The organism is Pseudarthrobacter albicanus (genome assembly GCF_018224015.1).
Taxonomy (GTDB): domain Bacteria; phylum Actinomycetota; class Actinomycetes; order Actinomycetales; family Micrococcaceae; genus Arthrobacter; species Arthrobacter albicanus.
Map to the genome: position 1 here is coordinate 1 of NZ_JAGPOT010000068.1, position 3,868 is coordinate 3,868.

A 3,868-nucleotide genomic window follows, 5' to 3' on the forward strand; every position below is an offset into this window, starting at 1 on the left:
ATCATGGCCGTCCCGCCGAACCTGTACTCCCGGGTTTCCTTCAACCCGCCGCTGCCCCGCCGCCAGCACCAGATGCACCAGCACCAGTCACTCGGCCTGGTCATCAAGGTCCACGCCGTGTACAGCTCGCCGTTCTGGCGGGAAGCCGGCCTGTCCGGCACCGGCTTCGGCGCCGGATCCCTGGTCCAGGAGGTCTACGACAACACCAACCATGAGGATCCGCGCGGCACCCTGGTCGGCTTCATCTCGGATGAGAAGGCCGACGCGGTGTTCGAGCTCAGCGCCGAAGACCGCAAGCGGGCCGTCCTGGAATCCATCGCGGGCTTCCTCGGCGGGAAGGCCCTGACGCCTGAGGTCTACTACGAGTCCGACTGGGGCTCGGAGGAATGGACCCGCGGCGCCTACGCCTCCAGCTACGACCTCGGCGGCCTCCACCGCTACGGCAAGGACCAGCACGCACCCGTTGGCCCGATCTACTGGTCCTCCTCCGACCTTGCCGCCGAGGGCTACCAGCACGTGGACGGCGCCGTGCGGATGGGGCGCCGGACGGCGGCCCGCATCGTCGCCGCGGACCGTACGCCCGCGGCGGTCTGAGAACGCTGCCGGTGATGGTCGCCGCCGGCCACTACCCACCCATGCCAATCCATTCAACGTCGAATGACTCCCCAGGAGGGGCAACCGCATGACAGTTGCAACAGAATAGGCACAACCGCCGCCCAAGACGCTGAGCGACAAAGGACTGAAAGCCGGGTCGGTGGGGCTGATCGGCGCCGTCGTCATCGGCGTGTCCTGCATCGCCCCGGCCTACACCCTCACGGCGGCCCTGGGCCCCACCGTGTCCGAAGTCGGCGTGCACCTGCCGGCGATTTTCCTCGTGGGATTCATCCCGATGCTTCTCGTGGCGCTCGGCTACCGCGAACTCAACAACGCCATGCCCGACGCCGGAACCTCCTTCACGTGGGCCTCCCGGGCGTTCGGGCCGTGGATCGGCTGGATGGGCGGCTGGGGCCTGATTGCGGCGACCATCATCGTGCTCTCCAACCTGGCGGCAGTCGCCGTCGACTTCTTCTACCTCATGCTGGCGCAGCTCTTCGGCAATCCGGACCTTGCCGACCTGAGCAAGATCCTGCCGCTCAATATCGCCACGACGCTGGTGTTCATTGCGCTGGCCTGCTGGATCTCCTACCGCGGCATGGAAACCACCAAGACCGTGCAGTACGTGCTGGTGGCCTTCCAGCTGCTGGTCCTCGGCTGGTTGGCGACGTGGCCGCGTTCAGCCACGTCGCCAACGGTACGGCCTTTGACGCCACCCAAATCTCGCCCGACTGGTTCAACCCGTTTGCCGTCGATTCCTTCTCCACCTTCGCGGCAGGGGTGTCGCTGTCCATCTTCATCTACTGGGGCTGGGACGTCACCCTGACCATGAACGAGGAGACGAAGAACCCGGAGAAGACGCCGGGCCGCGCCGCCACCGTCACGGTGCTGGTCATCGTGGTCATCTACATGACCGTCGCCCTGGCCACCCTGTCCTTCGCGGGCGTCGGCGACACCGGGCTGGGCGCCGGAAACCCGGAGAACCAGGGCAGCATCTTCGCCGTCCTCGCCGGACCCGTGATGGGCCCGTTCGCCATCCTGATGTCCCTGGCCATCCTGAGCAGCTCCGCCGCCTCGCTGCAGTCCACCTTCGTCTCCCCGGCCCGGACACTCCTCGCTATGGGCCACTACCAGGCGCTGCCGCACAAGTTCGGCAGGATCAGCCCCACGTACAAGTCCCCGAGCTACGCGACGATCGCGGCCGCAGTTGCCGCCGCGGCGTTCTACGTCATCACCCGGACCACGTCCGAGAACGCCCTGTGGGACACCATCACGGCGCTGGGCATGATGATCTGCTTCTACTACGGCGTCACCGCCCTGGCCTGCGTCTGGTTCTTCCGCGCCCAGGCCTTCAGCGGAGCCCGGGCGTTCTTCTTCAAGTTCCTGGCACCGCTGCTGGGCGGCGTGATCCTGCTGGTGATGTTCTTCAAGACCGCCTACGACTCCATGGACCCCGGGTACGGCTCCGGATCATCCATCGGCGGCCTGGGCCTGGTGTTCATCCTGGGCATGGGCGTGATCCTGCTGGGCGTGGTGCTCATGCTCGTGATGTCCAGGCTCCGGCCCGGATTCTTCAAGGGCCAGGTCCTCGCCAGGGGCCTGTAGCTGGATTATGCGATGCTCATCGGCATACCTGTCAGTTGGTGACCACGCGGGTGCTCTCTGTTCCTCCGCAGCCCAGCGCTCAAACGGCAGGAAGGATGCCACCAACTTCGTTGGGTGACCGCGCCGAAACGGCCCTCGACCGGTTGATCAGGCGCATTGGAGTTGATCAGACGCATTGGGACAGGAAGCATTCCGGGAAGGGGTCCCCGGGTAGTGCTGGCCAGCCCGGATCGTCCGTGTCTGCGGCGTGCAGTGGATGCTCGGCCGTGAATTGATGCCATTCGGGGAACGGGTCCGGGGGCAGTTCCAGTTTTGGGTCTGCGGGCGGGTGTTGGTCCGGGCCTGTGTCTGTGGTCAGGATGTGGTGTGGCCAGTGGGGTGGTTCCCAGTCCTGGTGTTCGCTGGGGTAGTGCCGTTTTGAGGGTGAGGTCCATCCTGGTGGGGTGTCCTTGCTGGCTCCGGTTGGTTTCCAGGAGGAGTCGTGTTTGAGGCGGTGGTGCCTGGGGCAGGGCTGGCCCAGGTTGGAGATGCCGGTGTTGCCGCCGTCGGCCCAGGCCAGGAGGTGGTCTGCTTCGTTGTCCAGGGAGTGGTTGCTGCAGCCGGGGAAGGGGCACCTGCCATCGCGGAGGCGGAGCCATTGGCGCTGGGCCTTCGTGACGCGGTAGCTGGTCCGTCCGATTTCCAGCGGGGCGCCGTCACGGGGGTCTGTCAGGACGCGGTAAAAGGAGCCGGCGCCGTCGGTGATCAGCCGGCGGGCCATGGACGGCGGGATCGGCCCGTACCCGTCCAGGACGGCTGGTTCGTCGGTGGCGCCCAGGAGGGACAGGACCGGGACGGTGATCAGGACCTGCGCCCTCGGGGACGGGACACCCCCGGCCCTGCACCCACCCCCGGCCCTGCACCCACCCCCGCCGGTTCCGCCGTCGGCCGTTCCGCCGGTGCCGGTGCCGGGGGTGTGGCTGGTGAGGAGCCAGGTGGCGGTGATGTCGGCGCGGAGCTGGCTGAGGGGCCGGGCCTCGTGGGGGCCTTGGAGGGCGCGGGCGGCGGCGGTGGTCCGTTCCCAGATCCCTGTGGCGGTGTCTGCCGGGAGGTAGGCGGAGAGCCAGGCCATGCCGTCCCGGTCCGGGGTGTAGTCGACGCGCCGGTCTTCGGCGCTTTTGGTGTGGCGTTGTTCGATGCTGACCGGGTGGTGGCGTTCGCGCCAGGTGCGTGCCTTGGCGCGGAACCGGGACGGGACGAGGTCCCCGGCCGGGCACCCGCGGGCGGGGTCCGGCGCGTCGGGGTCCAGGAAGTGCGCTTCGAGCGCGGCCGCCCCGGCGGGATCCAGGCTGGTGGTTTCCTCGACGAGGATCCGGGCGTGCTGCCAGGAGATCGCCCCGGCCTGCAGGGCCGCCAGGGTCAGCGGCAGTGCCGTCGTCAGGGCCTGGCATTCGGACAGGAGGGCTCCGGCGGTGCGTTCGCTGACGGTCAGGACGCAGGCGACCTCAGCGACTACGGCCATGTCCTGGGCGGCGTGTTCCTGCGGGGACGCCGCCGGGGGCGCCAGGGCCCTGGTTGCGTGCATGTAGTCCGCGGCCAGCCGCACCTTCAGCGCCGCGGTCCGGGCTTCCAGCCGCGCCACGGCGGCGAGCCCGTCCAGGCAGTCATCGGCCAGATTCCGCAACGGATC

2 protein-coding genes and 1 pseudogene are annotated in these 3,868 nt (G+C 68.3%); 2 read left to right on the forward strand and 1 reads right to left on the reverse strand.

The window, feature by feature from the left end; translation table 11 throughout:
* A partial coding sequence (locus tag J9611_RS14770; protein ID WP_211881207.1) for a flavin monoamine oxidase family protein occupies window positions 1–594 on the forward strand: 594 nt, incomplete at its 5' end.
* Between the two features lie 160 nt (window positions 595–754).
* Window positions 755–2,199: pseudogene (locus J9611_RS14775) on the forward strand (APC family permease).
* Between the two features lie 166 nt (window positions 2,200–2,365).
* Here J9611_RS14775 and J9611_RS14780 read toward each other — a convergent pair.
* A partial coding sequence (locus tag J9611_RS14780) for an HNH endonuclease signature motif containing protein (protein WP_211881208.1) occupies window positions 2,366–3,868 on the reverse strand: 1,503 nt, incomplete at its 5' end.